The following is a 19,366-nucleotide window of genomic DNA, read 5'->3' as shown; positions in this document are numbered from 1 at the left end:
TGGTATTATGGATCCATGCATCGTAACCCCTGGACAACAGCAAACTTTAGATTTGGAGCATCTAAATCTAAAGTTTGACGCCGCCCATCCCAAAAGTATCTTGACTTGGTGTTTGGAGACTATTCCAACCGGCTTGATCCAGAGTACTGCGTTTGGGGCCAGTGGGATGGTGATCCTAGATCTGTTGTATCGAGACCTCAATCCTGATCCAGGGATCCCAGTTCTATTTCTGGATACGCTCCACCATTTTCCAGAAACCCTGCAACTGGCTGAGAATGCCAAAGCGCATTATGGTTTAGATCTACACGTCTTTCGTCCCCAAGGGGTGGAGTCCCGAGCTGCCTTTGCAGAAAAATATGGCGAACAGCTTTGGCAAAAAGACATAGAACAATTTCACCAACTCACCAAAGTTGAACCCCTGCAGCGAGGGCTACAAATGCTCAACGTATCTTCATGGATCACAGGACGGCGACGAGATCAGTCTTCAACCCGCGCTAAGATGCCTATCTTTGAAGGTGACCGTCAGGGACGCTTAAAAATCAATCCATTGGCAAACTGGACCTATAAAGAGGTTTGGAACTATCTGGTTGGGAATCAAGTGTTGTATAACCCACTCTATGACCAAGGGTATGCCAGCATTGGGGACGAACCCATTACCACCACGACGAATCATGGAGAAGAAGAACGAGCCGGGCGGTGGCGAGGAATGGCCCGCACAGAATGCGGTATGCATGCCTAGCTGAAAAATGCCTGGTTCTGCCATCACCATTACAGTCAAACTGTTTGCGGCCTATCAAGAAGTGATAGGTTCACCGGAGATTGAACTGAAGCTGCCTGCTGGGTCTACCGTACAGCAAGTGGGGGAATATTTCTGGGCCCAATACCCAGCGCTGGAACCCCTAAGAACAGTGACGAATTTTGGCGTCAATCTGAATTTTGTCCCAGGGGATACACCCTTACAGCAGGGGGATGAAGTGGTGTTAATTCCACCTGTGAGCGGGGGCTAGCAACAGTAACAATGGTTAGATACACGTTGACAGTCGTTTTCATATCTTGAGCGATATGACGGTAAGTCTTCCAGGAGGGTGACGACCCAGTGGGAAGCGGAACCCATGGGGTTGGGTAGGATGAATCGCCTTGATTCAGGGATTTCTCACCTTAGAGGCTTATCCTAGGGAAGTTAGCGGGTCAGGGTGTTGCCATGAAAAAGTTATCCTTGTTGGTTTTGTTGGCGGGCGCTGCTGCCGCCTTTGCTGGGACGAGCATTCAGACAAATTTCTCCCCCCAGACTCAGATCAATGCCATCCAAGCGCAACGAGTGTCTGACCCCGACTCACCAGAACGTCCCCAAGCAGCCTCTACAACGATGGACCAACTGGCTGCAATCTTGCGTGAAGAAGCCACTGATGTCCAAGTTGAAGCAGGGCAAATCTCCTTTAAGTATGAAGGACGGACCATGCTCATTCTGACGAGTGCTCAGCATGATCGGATGCGCATTATTGCCCCGATCCAAAAAGCAACGGACCTCACCTCTGAACAACGGGACAATATGTTGCTAGCGAACTTCCACACAGCGTTGGATGGTCGATATGCAGTCAGTAATGGAATTGTTTTTGCCACGTTCCTCCATCCCTTATCAACGCTCCATGAACAGGACTTCCGTTCGGCCTTAAGCCAAGTTCATCAGTTGGTTCAGAATTTCGGCACCACCTATTCTAGCGGGGCATTGGGGTTTGGCGCAGGACAAGAGAAACCCGAACCCTTGCCAGCAATTTGATCCATACGCTATGGGTTTTGGCTGTAAAACTTGCAGTACAAGGTTTGTACCAGGCGTACCCATTCCCACATTGCCTGGCCGACCAAGCTGTCAACCAAAAGCAGAAACAGTTACAATGACGGTTCGTCTTTTCGTTATCAAAACTTCAGAACGTATTGCGCTAAATAAAACCAATCAATACAAGAACCTATGTCAAAATGGGTCGGATGGATAAGACGTAGGGAAAGCCATGACAAAGTTCGTATTTGTGACCGGTGGCGTAGTTTCCAGTATTGGCAAAGGGATTGTGGCGGCCAGCTTGGGACGGCTGCTTAAATCTCGCAACTACTCCGTCTCCATTTTGAAGCTTGACCCCTATATCAACGTTGATCCAGGGACCATGAGCCCATTTCAGCATGGTGAAGTCTTCGTCACCGATGATGGTGCGGAAACTGATTTGGATTTAGGCCATTACGAACGCTTTACCGATACAGCCATGTCCCGGTTGAATAGCGTTACCACGGGTTCGATTTACCAATCCGTTCTAAATAAAGAGCGGCGGGGTGACTATGAAGGGGGTACAGTCCAAGTAATCCCGCATATTACTAACGAGATAAAAGACCGCATTATGCGGGTGGCGAAGCAGGCAACTCCCGATGTTCTGATTACTGAGATTGGCGGTACGGTGGGCGATATTGAGTCCTTACCGTTTCTAGAAGCCATCCGCCAGTTCCGCAAAGATGTGGGCCGGGACAATATCCTCTATACCCACGTCACCTTGATGCCGTGGATCCCTTCAGCAGGGGAAATGAAAACTAAACCCACCCAGCACTCCGTTAAGGAACTCCGATCCATTGGTATTCAGCCCGATATTCTCGTTTGTCGCTGCGATCGGCCTCTATCCGCAGGCATCAAAGAGAAAGTCTCCGAATTTTGTGATGTCCCCGTCGAGGCGGTGATCACCTCCCAAGATGCCAGCAGTATTTACGCTGTCCCCCTCATTCTGGAACAGGAAGGGTTAGCCCAGCAGGTTCTCAAGTTTATGCATTTAGAACAGCGACAGCCCGATCTGACGCAATGGCAAGCCCTGGTTAATCAGCTCGATCATCCTTCGCAGACCATCGAAATTGCGTTAGTCGGAAAGTATGTGCAGCTCAGTGATGCCTATTTATCCGTCGTAGAGTCTCTCCAACATGCTGCCGTTGCTCAAGGGATTGCCGTTCAGATTCGCTGGGTAAATTCAGAAAACATCGAAGCCCATGGCCCGGATCGATATTTAGCAGGCGCGGCTGGCATTATCGTTCCCGGCGGTTTTGGTATTCGGGGTGTTGATGGCAAAATTGCAGCCATTCAATATGCTCGCGACCATCAAGTTCCCTTTCTAGGACTCTGTTTGGGCATGCAGTGTGCGGTCATTGAATGGGCCCGTCATGTTTCTGGCTTAAGTGATGCGAACAGTGCTGAATTTAATCCAGACACGCGCAACCCTGTTATTAACCTCTTGCCTGAGCAACAAGATGTGGTGGACCTGGGAGGGACCATGCGGTTGGGCTTATATCCTTGCCGTCTCGTCCCCGATACCCTAGCAGCTCGGCTGTATCCCCAGGAGACGATCGTGTATGAGCGCCATCGGCATCGCTATGAATTTAACAACGCTTATCGGCCCTTATTTTTAGAGTCCGGCTATGTAGTTAGCGGGACCTCTCCTGACGGTCGCCTGGTCGAGATGATTGAACTCCCCTCCCATCCCTTCTTTATTGCCACTCAATTCCATCCCGAGTTTCGGTCTCGCCCCAATGACCCCCATCCTCTTTTTGCCGGATTAGTCGATGCCTGTCTAGCAGCTAACGGTAATCATGCGAATCATCATGAAAGTCCTTCTTCGGAACCCTTAGTATCCGAATCGCTGTCGAGCTAGTTGAGCGGCTCCAATCATCCCCGCCTGGTTACCTAAAGCAGCAGGCAGAATTACTAAATTTTCCCGAGACGTTGGCATCACCCGACGCTCAATTTCTGCTTGCACCCAGGGTAGAAATAGTTCAGTACTCGCTGCAATCCCACCCCCTAAAATCACTGCTTCAGGGGTGAGCACATAAATCAGGCTGGCCAATCCAGCACCCAAGTTCCGACCATAGTCTTGCCAAAATGCGATCGCAGCGTCGTCTCCTCGCGCTGCCAATTCATGGGGTTCACACTGATGGTCTCGGCGAATGGCGCGCACCGACGCAAATTGCTCCAATGAACCATTATTGCCGCTATTGCAGGGGGGACCATCCGGCCAAAGGGTAATCAGTCCTAATTCCCCGGCTGCCCCATCTCGCCCGGTATACAGCTCGCCATCCATAATGATGGCACCGCCTACCCCTGTACCTAAAGTGAGCATAATCAAATTCTGAAAGGGCTGTCCGGCTCCATAGAGGGCTTCACCGAGTCCTGCGCAATTAGCATCATTCGCAATGGTGGTGGGTCGTCCCGTTTTATCCTCTATCCACTCAGCTAAGGGCACATCTAACCAGTCATCCAAGTTAATAGAGACCCTAGCAATACGGCCTGTATTGTCAGCCGGTCCTGGCATGCCAATACCAATCACGGGTAGGGTTTTATCAGGATCTAAGGTGTGAACTGCTGTTGCGATCGCATCCACTACTGGCTCCGGTGTAGAGGGTTGTGGCGTCGGCACCGTAATCGAGCGCACACAAGTGCCTTGGGGGCTACAACAGCCCAGCTTAATTGCTGTCCCTCCTAAGTCAATCCCCAATACCAGATTGTCGGCCATCGCAGATCTTACCCAAACCCCATCTACGAAACAGAGGTCAATAGTGCGACTGCATAGGAGCAAATACCCTGCTCTTGTCCTACAGGTCCGAGCTTCTCATTGGTGGTGGCTTTTATACCTATTAATTCTGGGTTGAGATTTAAGACTTGGCTAATGCGATCGCGCATCGCTTCAATATGAGGTTTAAGCTTGGGCCGCTCTGCTACCACCACCGAGTCAATGTTACCGATTTGCCACCCTCGCTCCCGAATCAATTGATGAACCTGCTCCAACAGTTTAAGGCTGTCTGCCCCTTCCCACTGTGGATCGGTCGGTGGAAAATAATGACCAATATCCCCTAAACTCAGGGCTCCTAGCAGAGCATCCATAATCGCATGGGTCAACACATCCGCATCACTATGGCCTTTCAATCCCAGGGAATGCTCAATTTGGACCCCTCCTAAAATCAACGGGCGCCCTTCCACCAGTTGATGGATATCGTAACCATTACCAATGCGGATGGATGTCATAGTCTTGTTACGGGAATAAATTGAAAAATGACTCAGTACTCTCGTACCATACTATGGCGACAGCTTTTGTTTCCCAGAAATAGCCGTTTGGTTGCAAAAGCATCATTGTTTGAGGTCCCCCCCTACTTATCCACTTCCCATTATCGTTTCGCTCCAATCACCCCAAAAGATTGGAACAGGCTCACAGAGAAACCGTCTAAGCATTCACGATGCTATGCCCAACCAACCTATCAACCCAGTTCCCCTAAAGTTACTGTTATTGTTTTTCAAATTACCAATGATGCAAAAATTTCTGGTGTTTTCATCCATCCTTTTAACGCCTTTAGCGGTTGTTCCAGCGCTCAATGCCCAAGAAACGGTCTCTCGCGCCCACTTTTCCCAACCCCTGCTAATCGCTCAAGACGCCGTCAAGGCAGACCCGTTCTTTTTGACTCGCGCTAAGAATCTGGCTCGGCAAGCCGCAGAGCGAGAAAACGGTGGCCTCAGTCAGTATCGCGCCGAAGCTTCAATGTATGGTCCCGCCATTGATTCCCCACATGTGGAAAACGATGATGGCAGCGTGACCTTCTCATTCAAAGGGGGCGCTCCGGGATTTGTGACCCCTACGCTAGAAACAGTGGCTACCGTTTCTCCTGCAGGCATCGTTACCCTAGGCTACAACGGTCCAATCCGTCCCGCAGCCGCTCAGCCACCCGAGCCCGAGCCCGAGCCCGCTACAGCCCCAGATCCTATTCCTCAAGTTCCATCCCAAATTATCGACCAAATCCAAGATTTAGTTGAATAGCCTGCTTGGCCTGGCTCTTTAACCCTTGGGGCAAATCGATCAACATTCATCAATCGTCTTGAGGACCGATAGCCTTGAGGCATCGCCCGATCAGATGTATAAGGAACGTTGACGATAATCTATGTCTACTATCTGTCCATATGAGGACAGATCGTTTTGCTTATCTCTCTTAAAGATGATGTCTATGCAGCAGTTTGTGGGTCTCTCAAAGGTTTTGCTCATTCCTTTTTGCTTGGGAATCGGTCCTGTATCGGTCTATGCACAGCCATCCTCCATCAACCCTCCGTCTCAAGCAGCGGATCCCTTTTTCTTAACCCGAGCAAAGAACCTAGCGAGACAGGCAGCAGAACGACAAAATGGTGGCCTTAAATTTTATCGTGCGGAGGCTGCCATGTATGGACCTGCTGTCAATGCACCTCACCAGCAAAACTCAGATGGTAGCATCACGTTTACGTTCAAAGGCGGGGCACCTGGCTTTGTTACCCCTTCCGTTGAAACCATTGCTACCGTTACCCCTCAGGGGACTGTCCGCCTCCAATACAACGGCCCACTCCGCTCTGTTGCCTTGGCCACCGTTCAACCCACCCCCTCCCCAACTCAATGGCCCCCACAACCGTCCGCTCGGCTGACCCACCCGCTAGAAACACCTGTTTTAATCCCCAGCACCAAACGACCACTGCCCACTGCTCCTCAGCCAAGCCCCTCACAAGTTTTTCCGCCAACAGCACCCAGCGCTCCTGGGTTGCAGAGTCGGCAGCCAGCGTCCACGCCTAGTCAGGCCTTGCCACCGATTTCTGCACAACCTCAACCGCCTACGACTCCCCAGGCAGTTCCTCGCCAAAGCCCAAGGCGGACCTTACCCTTGGCAATTCAAAATAATGGTTTTGCCGCCGATTTATTTCTCTCCCGGGCCAAAAACTTAGCGAGACAAGCCGCTATCAACGCTAACGGAGGTTTAGCCCAGTATCGACCTGAGCCCTCGATGTTCGGCCCTGCAGCTAGTACTCCACATCAAAAAAATCAAGATGGAAGCATCACGTTCAGATTTCTGGGAGGAGCCCCCGGGTATCGTCACCCAACCATAGAATCCGTGGTCACCGTGATGCCGAATAGCAGTGTTACGGTCACTTACAATGGCCCTATTCGCCCCTAAATACGACGCAGACAACGAAGGGCTGCTCATTCCGCAGATATATCCACCGCCTCCAAGAACAGTTGCAATAGCGTAAGTTCTGGGTAAAAGTGGGTAAACTAGGACATATCAGACAAAAATTTATTGTTAAGGATAAGTAGCATGGGTTTGAGCTTCAAACATTGGAGTGGGGGAATCGCGCTAGCCACCTTGCTTCTGGCTGGACAGGGCCTTGCTGTCGCTCAGGAAGTTGATCCTTCAGAGCAACCATTGCACCAATCCACCATCTCGGAAACCCTCGATCGGCAATCTAATCTAGATAGTTACTGGGCAGACGAAGATTTGGGCGGAGATGCCAACTTTGCATTTAGCGTTGAAACCCCTGAGGGAGTGATTCGCGATTCAGCTGAGCGGATAGAAGTCATATATAAAGATTTACTTCAACAGCAAGATGACGACTTTCCAACCGTCAGAACACGTGACCTAGCGAACCCCTACGCAACCTCTTTATTGGAACTCCAGAGTCTATCGGGAATTGGCAACTCTGAACCTGCTCCTGCGTCACAATATATCCCTCAAGCAGCGCCTGCCGTACCTGCGCTGTGGTAATCTAACTGCTTATCAACATTTCACCAAGAATGACCCCCAGCTTTCGCAGTGGAAGCTGGGGGTTTAGCAATATTATTGCTAACCACTAATCCAGGGTGCAGGAGTTGAACCTGCCTAAGGCGAATTATGAGTTCGCTGCCTCAACCGCTCGGCCAACCCTGGTGGAAATCATGGCGGATACAACCTCTTACAAGCCTGTAAGTAAGCTAAATGAGTCAGGATGAACCCCCTACTGTTGAACCCAGGCAAAATACCAAGACGAATATAACACTCTCAACTGAGCAATGGCCTAAGCTATAGTAATACTAAATCTGATAGCGCTTCTTGCGTAAGGTTGCCATACGTACGAAATTGTTCGCTTGCGTTGCTTTCTTTACCATTGGAGTGCTTTCCTACTTTATGGTTGAGACAGTTAACCTTGGCAATCGCAAAACCATCTAAGCCTAATCCTACCCGTCGATTCAGAATTGACCCTTCAATTCAGCGCACTGTCTTGCTGCTCCTATTGATGCTAGTCGTTGGTTCTGTCTGTGGTGTCGTTGGCTACGCTTTTGCTCGTCAATCTTTGAAAGGTATCACGCAACCCGCGACCAACCCGTTTCTAAAAGAGTCTAGTGATTTAGATCGCCGGCCTCGACAAGGTGCCGATTTTCTCAATGAAAAAGATTTAATTGCAAAAGTAAGGTCTCAAACAAGCGGAGCTAATACAGCCAAAGAGAAGAAAAAGACAGCTCCGAAGTCTAACCTTGAAAAATCCAAATCTCAAAGCCAAGACAAAAAAGATAAATCTGAGCCTAAATCTTTGCCCATAAAAGTTCAGAGTCAAGGCATGAACCTTGAGGTTCAATCCGTATCTCGCGAAGACGATACGCTGATTCTGAATGTTGCATTTCAAAATACAAGCGATCGCACTGTTCAGTTTGTCTATACTTTCTTAGATATTACCGATGATCAAGGGCAAGCGCTATTTTCTGAAATTCGTGGCTTACCCACCGAATTCAAACCCAAGGGTGAAAACTTTTTTGGCACGATCAAGATTTTAGACGTGCCGCCAGAAACCGTTGAGAAAATATCGTTATCTTTAAATGATTATCCTGATCAAACCGTCAAATTAGACATTCAGAATATTCCAGTGTTAGATGAGTAGGCAGCAGCAGTGCAATCCCCGCTTCTGCACTGATTAGTCAGGACTCCCAACATTTCAGCTTTTCTATGACTCCACTGCCGTCGTTTCTTCTCTGGGCTCAGCTCAGTATTTCTGACGCTTCAGGTGACTTTCACTCCTTTGGGGTTGCAGAAATCAGTTCTCGACTGCTAGCCATTATTGCCTTAATTGTGATTAACGCATTTTTTGTAACTGCCGAGTTCTCTATTGTCGCCGTTCGCCGTTCCAGAATTAATCAGCTGGTTCAGGAGGGCGATACTCAAGCAAAATTGGTGCAGCGGCTACAAAAAGATATTGCTCGATTACTCTCCACCACTCAAATTGGGATTACATTATCTAGTCTTGCCCTAGGCTGGATTGGTGAGAATACCGTTGCTGTCTCAATGGTTGCATGGCTACATCAAAGTTCTCTCCCCCATCCGACCCAGGGATACCTCGCCCATTCACTGGCTGTCCCCATCGCCTTTCTGGCCATTGCTTATCTACAAATTATCTTGGGGGAGCTTTGCCCGAAGGCGCTAGCACTACTATATGCTGAGAAACTTGCTCGCCTACTCGGGCCCACAAGCTTAACCATTGCCCGATTATTCAATCCATTAATCTGGATTCTGAACCAATCGACTCGCTGTCTATTGAAGATGGTGGGTGTTGACTATGCTGACCAAGATTGGTATCACCAGGTCACCCCTGAAGAGCTACAGTTGATGATTGCAACATCCACTGAATCTTCTGGCTTAGAAGCTGACGAACGTGAACTGCTGACGAATGTATTTGAGTTTGCAGAGGTCTTGGTGGAAGAGGTCATGATTCCTCGCACCAGTATCGATGCCATTGCAGACTCAGCTAATTTTCAAGCGTTGCTGGAAGAAGTCGCACGTTCCGGCCATGACTATTACCCTGTGATTGGCGAATCGCTGGATGATATTCGCGGTATTGTCCGCTTTAAGGAGTTAGCTGTCGCTTTGGCAAAAGGAGAATTACAAAATGAGACGGCCATCAAAGCATGGGTACAAACAGCTTGGTTTGTGCCAGAAGGCACCCCCATCAACGAAGTGTTACAACTCATGCAGAAATATCATTTAGACATTGCCATGGTCCGAGAAGAAGAGGCCAATGGAACTGCTGGCCTGGTCACCTTAAATGACTTAGTCAATGAAATCATTGGTGGGGACGAGAATGTTGGCAGTGCGCCAGAACCGCCCATTCAAGAACTTGATAATCACACCTTTATTGTCCAGGCTCAGACAGACTTAGATGATGTGAATCAATTCCTAGGAATTAAATTACCCATTACTGAGGATTACCAAACCCTGGGAGGTTTCCTCCTCTTTCATTTGCAAAAGCTCCCTCTGCAAGACGAAGTGCATCAACTGGGCAATCTGAAGTTTACGATTCTGTCTACCGATGGTCCTCGCTTAGATCAGATTCAAGTTCAAAAGCTCGAACCAGGGAGTATGAACGTCACAACATCAAGTGCTCAGCCGAGTCGTGGGTCGGAACCGGACCCAAACTAAATCGTTGCTAGAGAGATAGGTAACGCCATGATCTCTTTTTCCATCGACTTCATAGTCAACTTTGAAAATGCCAAAAGGTGCCGGCTGTCACTCTTTGCAGACATACAGCCAACCTAGAGACAACTGACAGCCCTTAATCTAAGCCAGGCTTGGGATGCGGATACTGTAACTGTAACGCAAGGTTGATGGACTAGGCTGTGCCAGTAAACACCACCTCGGGGAAGCGGGCTTTGGCTTCGGTGAGGGGACGACGACGACCTTCCTCTTGCCAGTAATTGATGACTTCAGTCGCTTTATTGAGGATTGAGATCCGTTCAACTTCGTCAATCCAAGTTTTACTTTCGAGTTCGGTTTTGAGATTTTCCCAGGCATCATTGCGAGGCCAAAAGAAGTAAGATGTGAGCGGACTGCTCCCATTCCCCACCACTTGATCCACTGCTAAGGCAACATTCTCATCCAGCCAGAGAACTTTAAGAATAAACTTTGACAATCTGCCTCCTAAAGCTACGCAAAATTGATAACTACAGCCCCCCATTATAGGTGATAAATCTTCATTTTTATGAAAAATTTTAAAGGTGCTGGATTATATGGGAACTGACATTACGGTCATTCGCAAGTTCGCCGACCTGGGTCAGCTACCATGGCTCCGCGGATCAACTTGAGCCCCTTTGACGGACGATTGGAAAGTTGACATTTCTCCCATAGCTTGGGGCACAGACAGCGCATTATTGGCTATGAGCGCTGATAAATTATCGGCGAGCACGCGCTGGGGTTGCTGACCAATGCTACTGGCTAAAGCCTCACCTTCTGCGTTCAAAAACACGAAGTGGGGAATGCCATCAACATCGAACTTGAGAATTTCAGGTAACCATTTGCTGTTGTCAACATTCAGCATTACGAAATTGACTTGGTCAGCAAACTGCCCTTTCAAATTTTGCATATCATCTGCCATGGCCTGACAACTGGTGCACCAGTTGGCATAAAACTCCATTAAGGTTGGCTTGTGATTAGATAACGCTTCTTCAAGCGGGGTAGAATTTGCCGCTAGGGTTGACAGAGACGGCTGCTCAGTGTGCTGACGAGTCCCCATGTATAGGAGGATACTGAGTGCGATCGCAACCATTACCACGAGGAAATTCCTCAGTCTTTGGTCCACAGGAGTTGGATCAGGCTGTTGACTAGAAGGGGGATTAGGGGATTCAAACGTCATGTGTTGCTAAGTAATGTGAAATTGGGGCATCTCATCCTCAGTTTAGTCATCTCTGGTAGAGAAAAACACATAAACATCAAGAAAAAATTTGGCTTTAACCCTCTGAATCTTGATATTACAAAGTTATGGGGGAGGAATTCACACAAAATACACCTTTTGGTAACCTAGCAAGTGATTCAACTCACATCTCACCCCACCCTTTTCTTGTAGTGTTCAAATTATCCTGCATTCTAACAATTGACCTCAATGAGCGCTGATGTGGACGAAGACAATCCTTTCTTATCTTCTGCCAGGGGCGTTAAGTCATAACAACATCGGATACCATTCCGACTTCGCCTGATACCAGATTTATAATGACCAACTCCAGGATAGACCTCTGAAAAGGGATAGGTGGGTGGCCTATGCAACTCAAGAATCAGCAAATGTTACCTCTTGAAGATCAGCTACGTGAACTGGTATTAGAAGCGCGTCAATATCCTGCTGGCCATCTAAAGCGGAGGCAATGTCTAACTCAGATGGTGCGGCTGATTGAAAACTCTCATAAACTCTGGCATGAACATACCCCTTACTACGAAGATGCGTTGCAGCAAACGTGGGTTTACTTCTGTCAAAACATCTGTGAGCCTGGAACCGGTGAGCAATATAACCCGGATCGCAGTAGTGTGATTACTTGGCTTAATCGATATTTGAAATGGCGGCTACAGGACTTTCGGATCGGCCAGCAAAAACAGTTAGCTCGCTGCACCTCAGTCGCTCCCGGAGCGGTTAACAAAAACCAAGACATCACAAATGCGATCGCAGCCCCCCCAGACACCCCACCCATTCTGGAAAACACCCGTCAATGGGTAGAAACGGATCCTGAAGGTGACCTTGCAAACGCCCACATTCAAAATCGGCCGGATGTCACTTGTCAAGTCCTCCTGTTAAGACGATTACCTCCAGAACAAAGCTGGGAGAAGATTTCCGGTGAATTGGGCTTGCCCATTTCGACCCTCAGCAGTTTTTATCAACGACAATGCATCCCCCGTTTGCGTAATTTTGGTCAAGCACAAGGATATCTATAATAGAAGTTCCTGATTTTGACGACATGCTTCCCTTGATGATCGATTCCTTAGCCTTACCCATTACCCAAGTTGCAAGGCTAACAGCCCAGAAATTTGGGCAGCAACAGACTACCCCCGACAAAGCACGGCAGGTGTATTTCAACACCCTAGCCGTTTGGGTCGTCAAGGATTACCTGAGTTTGATGGAAATTCCCTTTTGCTTAGAAGCCAGTGATTGTTGGAACCCGATTATTCGACTCTGCTCAGATGTCGCCGACTTAATGATTCCAGACATTGGTCGATTAGAGTGTCGTCCCGTTTTATCAGCAACCTCTCCTTGTGTGCTGCCGCCCGACGTATGGTCTGATCGCATCGGATATATCGTCATTTTGATTGAGGACAATCATCGCAAGGCCCAAATTTTGGGATTCACGCCTACCGCAACCCGGGGGCATCTTCCAATTGACCAATTACAACCGCTGGAATCTTTACTCGCACATATCAGCGAATTTATGCCCTCTGCCGACACCGAAGGCCCCCTGAGCAGCCTCTGTACAGACCTAGGCCAATGGTTAAACGGTGTATTTGATAAAAGCTGGCAAGTGGTGGACCATCTCTTACCGCCCGCCATGCCTGAACCTAGCTTCCAATTTAGAAGTGCTGCGACAACGTCGACCCTCGACCTCTATGACAACGCCATATGCGTTAAGCGTGCCAAATTAGTTCAGTTCAAAGCCGATAAGACTGAGATTCCCCTGGTATTGATCATGAATCTTTTGCAAACCGAAGCGGATGAGCAACGGATGCTATGTGTTCAACTCCGACCCGCGGGTGATCACCCATCCTTACCCGAAAATTTGATTCTCAGAGTTCTCGATCATCAACGCAACACCTTCCTAGAAGCTCAATCTCGATCAGCTGATAATTATCTGCAACTCGAATTTAGCGGCCGAACCGGTGAGCAGTTCCACGTTGATTTAGAGCAATGCAATCAGAGTATTTCAGAAATGTTCGTGATCTAAAGCCCCACAAGCTAGCTAACCACAAAGGAGATCGCTGCCAAGAAGAGAAGGAGCCGTGGATAAGTTAGTTGTCTTACGAGTCGGAGAAGGTCACTTTACACAGGGTTTTTCTGTGATCTTTCAGGTTGGCTTGGAAGGAGACAGACCTTCAGCAGAAACGAACGGATCGTTGCCTGCAGCCCCAGATATCCCTGAACACTATCAAGCATGGCTGACAGCTTATCTGAATTTAGGCTTAACGACGCGTTTAGAGGCTCCGAAACAACAAATCACCAATGTGGCATGGAAGGAACTGCGATCGCAGTGTGAACAAGCTGCCGAAACACTCCAAATACGCTTGAATCAATGGTTGCTAGCAGAATCCTTTCGTCCGGTTCGTGATAAATGGCTGGAGCAACTATCACCAGACGACCAAATTCGCATTATTCTCCAGACAGATAATCGGCAATTACAGCGTTTACCTTGGCACCAATGGGAGCTGCTCAATCGATATGCAAAGTGCGAGATCGTCTTGGGCGCACCGATTTACGAAGGGATTCAGCATCCCTCGACTGCCAAATCTGAAATCAATATTCTGGCCATTCTGGGGAATAGTCACGGGATCAATACCCAAGCGGATCAAGACGTTCTGGATAAACTGCCTGATGCCAATGTGCAGTTTTTAGTAGAACCTCAACGGTTGGAATTGACAGACCATTTGTGGGAACAGCCATGGGATATCTTGTTTTTTGCAGGTCATAGCCATAGTTCTCAGCCCTGTGACACGGGGCATATTTATCTGAACGCCAATGAAGCTCTGGACATTCACCAACTCAAATATTCTCTGCAACGAGCCATTAACAAAGGACTGAAGCTCGCTATTTTCAACTCTTGTGATGGTCTAGGGCTCGCCCACCAGTTGGCCGATCTACAGCTACCTGCCATGGTGATTATGCGCGAACCCGTTCCGGATCAAGTTGCCCAATATTTTCTCAAGTATTTTCTAGCATCTTTTTCACAGGAGCAGCCGTTCCATTTAGCCGTGCGCGAAGCCCGTGAACGATTACACGATCTTGAACCTCATTTTCCTTGTGCCACTTGGCTACCGATTATCTATCAGAATCCTGCAGAAGTGTCCTTGACGTGGGAAAGGCTGAAGCTTGGCGATCGGGGAAGGTACGCGTCTTGGCGCCACAGCAATGGCTTAGCCTCTCAAATTGTCACCATCGTCTTTACGGACTTGGCCAATTCAACTGCCATTAAGCAAGCCATGCCGGGACGCGACGTTACCACTCGTAATCAACAATACTTTGATAAGATTTTGCAACCTCACCGCCAAAGGGTGATCAGCAGCTTAGCGGCCTTTGGCGGTCGAATGGTCAAATCAGAAGGGGATGGCTTTCTGATGAGCTTCCCTGAAGCCATGCAAGCGGTGCAGTGGTCCATGGCTTTACAAAAGCTCCACGATAGCGATCCCATTGAGACTCCGTTTGGCCCATTACAGATCAGAATTGGGATGCACACTGGGAGTCCATTGATCAGTGGGGATGACCATGATTTCATTGGCCAAGAAGTTGATTATGCCTATCGCATTTCTGATCTTGCCAATGGTGGACAAATCTTATTGTCCGAAGTATCCGCAGTACTGCTGCGCAATGCAGGCTTAACCGATGTTGCGATTCATACTCACCCTGCACACCCATTAAAGGGAATTGGCACCGTCCCTATTTTTGAAATTCTTTGGGATAATCACCCTCCCCATTCACTCCGCTCAGACGGGCCGACCCATGCATCTCGTCCTGCGGACAATGGGATTCCAGTTCCGCCCCCTCCGGCCCCAGAACCAGACACTGAAACTGCAACATCACTGTCATTCCCAGCGAAGATGGTTCGATTGTGCCGCCAACCTATCAAAGCTATCTTGCCAATAAGCCTGTTGTTAACTGCTGCACTCATGGGTCTGCGAGGGGTAGGCGCACTCCAGCCATTGGAGTTGTGGGCGTTCGATCGGCTGCTGCGACTCCGACCAATCGAAGGACCTGATCCACGTTTGTTAGTGGTTTTAGTGAAAGATGAGGACATTCAAGCACAAGGAGAACAATCGCGCCGGAGTTCATTAGCAGATTCAACCCTCACCCAATTACTCACTAAGCTTAAGGAGGCCAAACCCAAAGCGATTGGCCTAGACATTTATCGGGATTTCGCGGTTGACCCTGAGTATCCTCAGCTTGCTCAGCAATTGCGCCAGGAACAACGACTAGTGGTGCCCTGTAAAGGGAGTGATACAATTAGCGATCCAGTCGGCATTGCCCCTCCTCCTGAAGTCGCTGCAGCCAATCGGATTGGCTTTACTGATTTTGTTGAAGATGGAGATGGTATTTTGCGGCGCCACCTCCTCCATATGAGGCATGAACCCACCTCTCCCTGCATGGCAACTTTTTCGTTTGCCTCCCTGTTGTCCTTCCATTACTTAGAGAACAAGCCTAAAGAGAATAAGTCTAATCATGCGTTATCCTTAGATCTGACTGAGCCGGATGGTCAACCCTTGCAGTTGAGTGTTCAACAAGCAGTCGCAGGACGGTCTCATCGGACTCTGTTCAAAAAGATACAGTCTTTGGGCGCTTACCACGGGATGCCTTCCCATCGGATGGCTGGCTTGCAAATCATGCTCAATTACCGCGCTCTCAATCATCCCAAGGATATCGCCGAAACCGTGACAGTGGGTCAAGTGCTCAAGGGCCAGGTTCACCCTCAAGCGATTCAGGATAAAGTCGTGTTGGTGGGGGTTGAGTCCAGCGCATCGGGTGATTTTTGGTCAACGCCCTATGGCGCTGGTCCAACTTACAAGATAGCGGGAGTATTTGTGCAAGCTCACATGGTGAGCCAAATCATCAGCACTGTTGATGATCAGCGTCCCAGCTTAGTGATGTGGCCCCAATGGGCTGCCCCTCTGTGGATATGGTGTTGGGCCATCGCGGGAGGGGGAGTGGCGATTGTATTTGGGTTAACGCCTCGGAGTGGTGTGGCCACTGTCATCGCCATCAGCTCTTTGACAGGCATCAGCTTATGGGGATTAATACAAGGCACCTTAATCCCCTTTGTGCCAGCCCTGATCGCCTATGGATTGGCTACGGTCGTTGTATTGCTGGTTCGAACACGAGATCTGGATCAACATCCTCCCACCCCTTAACGTTTTATTTATCCTGCTTTTCTGTGAAGGAGATTTCGTTCATGTCAACTGCTCAATCTTATCTACGCTCGCTCACATTGGCACTTGCCGTGCTCAGTCTAGCAGGATCCGGCTTCTCGCCTAGGGCTCGAGAGGCTTGGGCAAGGCATCAGCCCCATCATGTCTCGTCTTTCTCTCTACCGGAGGCGCCCCAGGATCCTGGTGCTCCAACCGGGCGCCGCGAGGGAGGCAGTAGTCGGGGCGATAAGATGTTCACACTATGTAAAACCCTGGCAGAGGTCTCCAAAAATAAATGTGCCACTTCACGCCTCACGGCTTTAGTGCCTGAGACATCTACCCGAAAACTAATCTGGGGATTCACCGCCGCGGATTATCCAGAATTCGTGTTTTATTTGTCAAAATTCCGCCAGCCGAATCAGCCTAAAACCACTCAGTTGCCTATCGAATTTGTGCTGCAAGATGAGAATGACCATTATGTTTACAAAACTAAGTTTGTATTGCCCCTGACTGAAGGAGGATTTATCCGTATCCCCGTTCCCAACTCGAGTGAACCCCTGCAAGAGGGGAAACGCTATACTTGGACCCTCTTGACCCGCTTCAGTCCGAATGAAACCAATTATGTTCACGGTAGAATCTACCGGACGGCTTTAAGCTCTAAGCTGCGCCAACAGTTGCAAACCGCTACTGCTTCACAACGCTTAGACCTGTATTTGAAGGAGGGGCTGTGGTTTGACGCCTTGTCTATGCTGGTTGGATTGAAACAAAAAGCCCCCCAAGATCTTCAACTGGCGTCACAATGGTCTGCTTTGTTGCAGGACATCCGTTTAGCAGAATTAGCAAAGGAACCGATACTTCCCTGTTGTTCTGGCGAACAACAGGTGTCATTGGCTGGGAATTGAGACGAGAATGAGGCTTGCCCTATTGTTCTGGCCAGACACCTGATTGCCCCTGATCCAATGCGACAGGCAAAGCATCTCTCTGCTGAGTAAGCACCATGGTTGTACTGGAATTACACACAAACCCAATCTGTTCGTAAAAACGTTGTTGATGGGTAGTCGCTAGGTAAATTCGCTCGACTCGATTCATATGAGGATGGGCCAGCAAGGTTTGGACAAGCTGTCGTCCTAGACCTTGACCGCGATAGTCGGGGTGAATGACCACATCCCATATCATGGCGCGATAAATGCCATCTGATGTGGCCCGCGCAAAGCCAATGAGCTCTGGGTGGTCCCAGACGCTAATAATGGGGAAACTATGTGCGATCGCAATTGCCCAATCTTCCAACTGACGCTCACCCGCCCAAAACGCCCCTACTTGAAACAACCGTTGTAGCTTGATCAACTCGGCATTGGTAACCGGATGCCCAGCTTGGGTAAGGCCGTCTCGGAACTGAATGTGTCGATTATCCATAGCGATGATTATGTCTTAGATATCCACGAAGCACAATGGCAACTTACTATCTGATGCCCAAGGAGCAAATGAGCCAACCCATTTGATAAGGGAACCTGCTGGAATGCATAAGTCGTTTTTAACAAAAATACACCTATTTTTGTACTTCTTGATACAATAACCTTATGTCGTAACGCTTCATTGCGAGATTCAAGGGAAGTAAAGGCAGAATGGTAGGTTCGTTTTATGTCCTTTGAGTGATTGTTTGTTCGGTATGGAGACCCCTGTGCAACTTAACTCACAGCCCCTTTCAAAAAACTCTAATCCCAGAGAAGATTTAAGTGAATATGTCGCTCATCTACAGCTACATATGACGTTGCAAGCTCGGAACCTTGTTCCTACCTTGACGCGTCCTGAGGATAGCCGAGAAGAAATGCTCCAGCAAACTCAGGCTAATTTTGAGAAACATGTTTCTCGCCAAAGCGCTTAGTCTCAGAATGAACTCCTTAAGCTTTTAGATAACAAAATTTTAGAAAACTTCAATTTAACCTTAGGGGCGTTACACTGACGCTCCTTTTTTTTGCGAAATCTGTAAAAAGGAAAACGCCCTCTGCGGAGGGCGTTTATAGTAAGTGAGGGAATCACGGATCAATGCAAGCGCTAGAAAGAGAAAGTTGCTCTCACCAACCCTTGAATGATGTCATTGGGATTGCCGTTGCTGATGTTAAAGGGATTGGTAATCAGCATCACAGTAGGTGTAATAGTGATGTTGTCGTTCACTGGAAACCGATAAAACGCCTCAAAATTGGTTTGAGTGGAATAGCTGGGATCCGCAGAATTGACAATAAAAGGCTGACCCGCAGCGACAGCTAAGAGGGATCCTGGCACCAGTAGGTCATTGACCCCCACTCCAGCCATCCAGGTTTGAATGCTGCTATTAGTGTTACCTGCCGGAAGGGCGACGCCTGCAAATAAACCATTGGTAACACCAGCATTGGTGAGTTGAGGATCAATGGAAATACCATAACGGCCAAAAATACCGAACTGCCCAAAGGTGAGTTCAACATTGGCACCTAGAATGTTTTGATTGACATTGTAGGTTTCCGCATGGGTAAATTGAGCCCGAATTGCAAAGTTATTTTGGTCATCCTCGCCAAAATCGCTGGAATATTCTATTTCACCTGAAGCCTGGAACGGATCTCCAAATAAGCCTCCGTCATCGCCAGTGGCAGAAGCAGCATTTGCAGCAATGAAAAGACCGCGTACACTGAATGGCCCCCCATTCACA

20 protein-coding genes and 1 tRNA gene are annotated in these 19,366 nt (G+C 48.7%); 14 read left to right on the top strand and 7 right to left on the bottom strand.

The window, feature by feature from the left end; genetic code table 11:
* Window positions 1–7: 7 nt before the first annotated feature.
* From cysH to Q0991_RS10805, 4 genes are all read left to right on the top strand, one after another.
* Entirely contained in the window at window positions 8–739 is a 732-nt protein-coding gene (cysH, locus tag Q0991_RS10820; RefSeq protein ID WP_299488261.1) for a phosphoadenosine phosphosulfate reductase, read from the top strand.
* Between the two features lie 7 nt (window positions 740–746).
* On the top strand, window positions 747–1,007 hold the full coding sequence (locus tag Q0991_RS10815; RefSeq protein ID WP_299488258.1) for a MoaD/ThiS family protein: 261 nt from the start codon (window positions 747–749) through the stop codon (window positions 1,005–1,007).
* A gap of 194 nt (window positions 1,008–1,201) precedes the next feature.
* On the top strand, window positions 1,202–1,777 hold the full coding sequence (locus tag Q0991_RS10810; protein ID WP_299488257.1) for a hypothetical protein: 576 nt from the start codon (window positions 1,202–1,204) through the stop codon (window positions 1,775–1,777).
* 229 nt (window positions 1,778–2,006) lie between these two features.
* Window positions 2,007–3,674: a CTP synthase gene (locus Q0991_RS10805; RefSeq protein WP_299488255.1), complete on the top strand. Its 1,668-nt coding sequence runs from the start codon at window positions 2,007–2,009 to the stop codon at window positions 3,672–3,674.
* Here the strand turns inward: Q0991_RS10805 and Q0991_RS10800 are convergent.
* Both Q0991_RS10800 and ispF read right to left on the bottom strand, forming a co-directional pair.
* On the bottom strand, window positions 3,648–4,532 hold the full coding sequence (locus Q0991_RS10800) for an ROK family protein (RefSeq protein WP_299488252.1): 885 nt from the start codon (window positions 4,530–4,532) through the stop codon (window positions 3,648–3,650). The two genes, Q0991_RS10805 and Q0991_RS10800, sit on opposite strands and share 27 nt — an antisense overlap.
* Window positions 4,533–4,555: 23 nt before the next feature.
* Window positions 4,556–5,041, bottom strand: a complete 486-nt coding sequence (ispF, locus tag Q0991_RS10795; RefSeq protein WP_299488251.1) for a 2-C-methyl-D-erythritol 2,4-cyclodiphosphate synthase — start codon at window positions 5,039–5,041, stop codon at window positions 4,556–4,558.
* 277 nt (window positions 5,042–5,318) lie between these two features.
* On the opposite strand from ispF, the gene Q0991_RS10790 reads away from it, so the two are divergent.
* The 3 genes from Q0991_RS10790 to Q0991_RS10780 all read left to right on the top strand — a co-directional run bounded on the left by Q0991_RS10790 (window position 5,319) and on the right by Q0991_RS10780 (window position 7,566).
* Window positions 5,319–5,825, top strand: coding sequence for a hypothetical protein (locus tag Q0991_RS10790; RefSeq protein ID WP_299488249.1), 507 nt, complete (start codon window positions 5,319–5,321; stop codon window positions 5,823–5,825).
* Window positions 5,826–6,009: 184 nt separating this feature from the next.
* Window positions 6,010–6,978, top strand: a complete 969-nt coding sequence (locus Q0991_RS10785) for a hypothetical protein (RefSeq protein WP_299488247.1) — start codon at window positions 6,010–6,012, stop codon at window positions 6,976–6,978.
* Window positions 6,979–7,119: 141 nt separating this feature from the next.
* Window positions 7,120–7,566 carry a hypothetical protein gene (locus tag Q0991_RS10780; RefSeq protein ID WP_299488244.1) on the top strand — a complete coding sequence of 149 codons (447 nt, stop codon included), beginning with the start codon at window positions 7,120–7,122 and terminating at the stop codon, window positions 7,564–7,566.
* 89 nt (window positions 7,567–7,655) lie between these two features.
* Here Q0991_RS10780 and Q0991_RS10775 read toward each other — a convergent pair.
* A tRNA-Ile gene (locus Q0991_RS10775) sits at window positions 7,656–7,728 on the bottom strand.
* Between the two features lie 346 nt (window positions 7,729–8,074).
* Between Q0991_RS10775 and Q0991_RS10770 the strand changes: the two genes are divergently transcribed.
* Both Q0991_RS10770 and Q0991_RS10765 read left to right on the top strand, forming a co-directional pair.
* Window positions 8,075–8,713, top strand: coding sequence for a hypothetical protein (locus Q0991_RS10770; RefSeq protein ID WP_299488241.1), 639 nt, complete (start codon window positions 8,075–8,077; stop codon window positions 8,711–8,713).
* 65 nt (window positions 8,714–8,778) lie between these two features.
* The gene (locus Q0991_RS10765; RefSeq protein ID WP_299488239.1) at window positions 8,779–10,245 is read left to right on the top strand and encodes a hemolysin family protein; all 1,467 of its coding nucleotides are present in this window, start codon (window positions 8,779–8,781) and stop codon (window positions 10,243–10,245) included.
* A 190-nt stretch (window positions 10,246–10,435) separates the two neighbouring features.
* Here the strand turns inward: Q0991_RS10765 and Q0991_RS10760 are convergent, their stop codons facing one another.
* Window positions 10,436–10,735 carry a 30S ribosomal protein PSRP-3 gene (locus Q0991_RS10760; protein ID WP_299488237.1) on the bottom strand — a complete coding sequence of 100 codons (300 nt, stop codon included), beginning with the start codon at window positions 10,733–10,735 and terminating at the stop codon, window positions 10,436–10,438.
* A gap of 141 nt (window positions 10,736–10,876) precedes the next feature.
* A complete protein-coding gene (locus Q0991_RS10755) occupies window positions 10,877–11,455 on the bottom strand; it encodes a thioredoxin family protein (protein WP_299488235.1) in 579 nt (192 codons plus the stop codon).
* A 401-nt stretch (window positions 11,456–11,856) separates the two neighbouring features.
* Between Q0991_RS10755 and Q0991_RS10750 the strand changes: the two genes are divergently transcribed.
* From Q0991_RS10750 to Q0991_RS10735, 4 genes are read left to right on the top strand one after another with little or no spacing between them, the layout of a single operon-like run.
* Window positions 11,857–12,519 carry a sigma-70 family RNA polymerase sigma factor gene (locus tag Q0991_RS10750; protein WP_299488234.1) on the top strand — a complete coding sequence of 221 codons (663 nt, stop codon included), beginning with the start codon at window positions 11,857–11,859 and terminating at the stop codon, window positions 12,517–12,519.
* Between the two features lie 23 nt (window positions 12,520–12,542).
* Window positions 12,543–13,520 carry a DUF1822 family protein gene (locus Q0991_RS10745; protein ID WP_299488231.1) on the top strand — a complete coding sequence of 326 codons (978 nt, stop codon included), beginning with the start codon at window positions 12,543–12,545 and terminating at the stop codon, window positions 13,518–13,520.
* Between the two features lie 55 nt (window positions 13,521–13,575).
* Window positions 13,576–16,689 (top strand): CHASE2 domain-containing protein, encoded by a 3,114-nt coding sequence (locus tag Q0991_RS10740; RefSeq protein WP_299488229.1) that lies wholly within the window; start codon window positions 13,576–13,578, stop codon window positions 16,687–16,689.
* 41 nt (window positions 16,690–16,730) lie between these two features.
* Window positions 16,731–17,588 carry a DUF928 domain-containing protein gene (locus Q0991_RS10735; protein ID WP_299488228.1) on the top strand — a complete coding sequence of 286 codons (858 nt, stop codon included), beginning with the start codon at window positions 16,731–16,733 and terminating at the stop codon, window positions 17,586–17,588.
* A 19-nt stretch (window positions 17,589–17,607) separates the two neighbouring features.
* Here the strand turns inward: Q0991_RS10735 and Q0991_RS10730 are convergent, their stop codons facing one another.
* A complete protein-coding gene (locus Q0991_RS10730) occupies window positions 17,608–18,099 on the bottom strand; it encodes a GNAT family N-acetyltransferase (protein WP_299488226.1) in 492 nt (163 codons plus the stop codon).
* Window positions 18,100–18,352: 253 nt separating this feature from the next.
* On the opposite strand from Q0991_RS10730, the gene Q0991_RS10725 reads away from it, so the two are divergent.
* Entirely contained in the window at window positions 18,353–18,568 is a 216-nt protein-coding gene (locus Q0991_RS10725) for a hypothetical protein (RefSeq protein ID WP_299488225.1), read from the top strand.
* 170 nt (window positions 18,569–18,738) lie between these two features.
* Here Q0991_RS10725 and Q0991_RS10720 read toward each other — a convergent pair.
* On the bottom strand, window positions 18,739–19,366 hold a 628-nt coding region (locus Q0991_RS10720), incomplete at its 5' end, for a carbohydrate porin (RefSeq protein ID WP_299488224.1).

This window comes from Acaryochloris sp. IP29b_bin.137 (assembly GCF_028285745.1).
In the GTDB taxonomy this organism is placed as follows: domain Bacteria; phylum Cyanobacteriota; class Cyanobacteriia; order Thermosynechococcales; family Thermosynechococcaceae; genus Acaryochloris.
The sequence above is the reverse complement of the archived record's forward strand: the minus strand, read 5'-3'. Positions and strand labels throughout refer to the sequence as shown.

Bases quoted from the DNA above. Each gene is read 5' to 3' on its own strand.
- Q0991_RS10725 (WP_299488225.1), top strand. From the start codon at position 18,353: ATGGAGACCCCTGTGCAACTTAACTCACAGCCCCTTTCAAAAAACTCT.
- Q0991_RS10780 (WP_299488244.1), top strand. From the start codon at position 7,120: ATGGGTTTGAGCTTCAAACATTGGAGTGGGGGAATCGCGCTAGCCACC.
- Q0991_RS10810 (WP_299488257.1), top strand. From the start codon at position 1,202: ATGAAAAAGTTATCCTTGTTGGTTTTGTTGGCGGGCGCTGCTGCCGCC.
- Q0991_RS10800 (WP_299488252.1), bottom strand. From the start codon at position 4,532: ATGGCCGACAATCTGGTATTGGGGATTGACTTAGGAGGGACAGCAATT.
- cysH (WP_299488261.1), top strand. From the start codon at position 8: ATGGATCCATGCATCGTAACCCCTGGACAACAGCAAACTTTAGATTTG.
- Q0991_RS10755 (WP_299488235.1), bottom strand. From the start codon at position 11,455: ATGACGTTTGAATCCCCTAATCCCCCTTCTAGTCAACAGCCTGATCCA.
- Q0991_RS10815 (WP_299488258.1), top strand. From the start codon at position 747: ATGCCTGGTTCTGCCATCACCATTACAGTCAAACTGTTTGCGGCCTAT.
- Q0991_RS10750 (WP_299488234.1), top strand. From the start codon at position 11,857: ATGCAACTCAAGAATCAGCAAATGTTACCTCTTGAAGATCAGCTACGT.
- Q0991_RS10745 (WP_299488231.1), top strand. From the start codon at position 12,543: ATGCTTCCCTTGATGATCGATTCCTTAGCCTTACCCATTACCCAAGTT.
- Q0991_RS10805 (WP_299488255.1), top strand. From the start codon at position 2,007: ATGACAAAGTTCGTATTTGTGACCGGTGGCGTAGTTTCCAGTATTGGC.
- ispF (WP_299488251.1), bottom strand. From the start codon at position 5,041: ATGACATCCATCCGCATTGGTAATGGTTACGATATCCATCAACTGGTG.
- Q0991_RS10790 (WP_299488249.1), top strand. From the start codon at position 5,319: ATGATGCAAAAATTTCTGGTGTTTTCATCCATCCTTTTAACGCCTTTA.
- Q0991_RS10770 (WP_299488241.1), top strand. From the start codon at position 8,075: ATGCTAGTCGTTGGTTCTGTCTGTGGTGTCGTTGGCTACGCTTTTGCT.
- Q0991_RS10730 (WP_299488226.1), bottom strand. From the start codon at position 18,099: ATGGATAATCGACACATTCAGTTCCGAGACGGCCTTACCCAAGCTGGG.
- Q0991_RS10765 (WP_299488239.1), top strand. From the start codon at position 8,779: ATGACTCCACTGCCGTCGTTTCTTCTCTGGGCTCAGCTCAGTATTTCT.
- Q0991_RS10785 (WP_299488247.1), top strand. From the start codon at position 6,010: ATGCAGCAGTTTGTGGGTCTCTCAAAGGTTTTGCTCATTCCTTTTTGC.
- Q0991_RS10735 (WP_299488228.1), top strand. From the start codon at position 16,731: ATGTCAACTGCTCAATCTTATCTACGCTCGCTCACATTGGCACTTGCC.